Source organism: Mesorhizobium sp. M7A.F.Ca.CA.002.05.1.1, assembly GCF_003998335.1.
GTDB lineage: Bacteria > Pseudomonadota > Alphaproteobacteria > Rhizobiales > Rhizobiaceae > Mesorhizobium.
Window position 1 is genome coordinate 1 of sequence record NZ_RZQI01000922.1, and the last position, 2,298, is coordinate 2,298.

The following is a 2,298-nucleotide window of genomic DNA, read 5'->3' on the forward strand; positions in this document are numbered from 1 at the left end:
ATTGTCGTATCGGGATTTGTCCATTTACTCGCAGCCTACGCCGTCGTGATCGCCATCCAGCCGGTTGGTGTCAGCACCAGTGATTTTCACAGGACCGGCTACAACCGGATTGTTTCCCTTGCCGCCTGCACAGTCCAAGTCGGCACCACCAGCGGGCGCCACGCGCCGATACGCGTTGAAGGCGGCCACCGCGCGGGCGCCGTCGCCCTCGATGTGGGTGTTGTTGCTGTTTGGATTGAGAGGATCGACGGTCTGCAGAAGCATGTTGGCGTGGTTCGCATCGCCGGCCGCGAGCGTCACCGAGTCATAGTTGTTCAAGTAGTCGGATGTGCAAGCAGAAAAGAGGAGCAAAGCCCCTAAAGACAACACCCTTTGCCAATACATGTGCCCACTCCCCCAGTTTGAAAGAGTTGCACAAGATCCAGCTGCTCGCAACTGCCGGGCGAAATGGCCTGATCAGCTAAGCCATGATTGTCGATAAGATGGCAGGGCGTGCTGATCTGCGCGGCTAGAAATCGAGTAGTAGCCGAATGTAGCCGTATTCGATTGGCCAAGCCCCGGTGACTGCAGAAATCAAACCATAATTTGCCGCGACTAGGATTGCGGCGATGACGTAGTCGCTCCAATTGAATTCCGTGATGAGCCTCCATAGCAGTTTTGATCTTGACGATCTCGGTCCGGACGGTCTCATAGGCTCGCTCTTTGCGGGTGCGCACTGAACATCGATTTCCAATTTCAGGCCTACCAGGACGAGAGTCTTTGCAAGGGAGCCCGCTTTGTTCGGTGTGCGGTCTTAGGCTGGGGCGATGTCAACGCACATACTCTTTAAATCGCCCATTCAGCCAGATCGAAGCCGCTGGGGCAATCCAAAATTCAGGGCTTAATGGAGTTCCCCGCTCTCTACGCGGCGTTTCGAAAGCACGATAAGCGGTCGCTCGATCAAGCGATAGCTCACTGCGCTGACGACGGCCGTCAGGAAAAGCAACGCAAAAAGATAGACAACGCTCGCCAGGGGGCTACGCGACCAGAACGAGCTCAATACGCCTATCAGGCCCAGGTGCCAGAGATACGTGCTGTAGCTAGCGTTTCCGGCAGCCAGCGCCAGTGATGGCGTCCTCAGCTTGCCATCGCGCTCCAGCATCATCGCCGCGCAAAGTAACAACGCGGCAGGCGGACCGAAGCCGTACCAGCGGAACGCATTGATCTCCATGGTGGGGTATAACCAAATAGAGGCATAGAGAAACCAGCCCACGGCGCCCAAGAGCAGCAAGCTCGCCGGCAAGCGGATCCCTGATTGGCATACCGCCGCGACAGCGATCCCCATCACAAATTCCAACATGATCGGGCTTGTCATCGTTTCGGCTGTCGGCCAAACCTGCGATACCAGCAGAAGAAAGACAGCCAGAGCGGCAAAACCCAGCTTGCGGTTTCGAAATATCATCACGATGACAGCAACCAGCACATAGAACCTGATCTCGAATACAAGCGTCCAGCCGACTGGCTGGGGCAAAGGGAAATCGATGAGGAAGAGCTGGCGCGTCCAGGCCCACACGTCAGGTGGCGGCGTGCCCCTCCCGGTCCAGAGCGTGAGAATCATGGACAGCCAGAACAAAGGAAGTATGCGCAGTACGCGCCGGAGCGTGAAACGACCAGCGTCCGCTATCCGTCCGGCATCCTGTCTTCGCTGCGTGATCAAATACATTATCGCCCCACTTATGGCGAAAAAGATATCGACACCAAAATGGCATATGACGTCAGTGTATGGGCGAAGGGGCATGAGGGTATTCTGGCCGGACAGTGCGTTTGCCTCTATGACTGCGTGCCCGAGGACGACCATCCAAGCGGCGATCGCCCGTAAACCCTGGATGGATCGATACGATCTTTTCGGAACGATCATTATGCCTCCGGGACCAAGCCGTCCTGCAACTGTCGAAGCTAAACAGCGGCTTGGCCATTGGTAGGCTCTCGGCCTAGCGGCGCGCATTCAACCGGCCCTGGCGGCCCAGGGGCCGAGTCCCCGCTAGTTGTACCCGAGCAGATGGCGAAGCCCAACTATCGGCAAATAAACGGTCCAAATCATGCCGATGGCTGCGGCAACGCCAAGGCCGATTGCGGGAGCCCAAGCCTTCCAGAGCATCTGGAGCCGCGCCGCTATTTCAGTCAAACTGTCTTCCATGGACGAATTCTCCCCAAGTTGATTCGAGAGGCGAAAATATCAATGAACGCCAAGTCTGCAGCGCTTGCAATCGCCGCGAGTGTTTGCATCGCTGGTTTCGCTTATTCGAGCGGTCATAAGGC

The 2,298-nt window shown here is 56.8% G+C and carries 3 protein-coding genes; 1 reads left to right on the plus strand and 2 read right to left on the minus strand.

Going from position 1 to position 2,298, the window contains the following annotated elements:
- Positions 1–24 precede the first annotated feature (24 nt).
- Positions 25–384: a calcium-binding protein gene (locus tag EN939_RS30570; protein WP_127271250.1), complete on the minus strand. Its 360-nt coding sequence runs from the start codon at positions 382–384 to the stop codon at positions 25–27.
- A gap of 496 nt (positions 385–880) precedes the next feature.
- Entirely contained in the window at positions 881–1,897 is a 1,017-nt protein-coding gene (locus EN939_RS30575) for an acyltransferase family protein (RefSeq protein ID WP_164748683.1), read from the minus strand.
- A 141-nt stretch (positions 1,898–2,038) separates the two neighbouring features.
- Here EN939_RS30575 and EN939_RS38695 point away from each other — a divergent pair.
- Positions 2,039–2,298: hypothetical protein (locus EN939_RS38695; protein ID WP_206528378.1), on the plus strand; the 260-nt coding region annotated here is incomplete at its 3' end.

Coding starts and splice junctions, on each gene's coding strand:
- EN939_RS30570 (WP_127271250.1), bottom strand. CDS start 384: ATGTATTGGCAAAGGGTGTTGTCTTTAGGGGCTTTGCTCCTCTTTTCT.
- EN939_RS30575 (WP_164748683.1), bottom strand. CDS start 1,897: ATGATCGTTCCGAAAAGATCGTATCGATCCATCCAGGGTTTACGGGCG.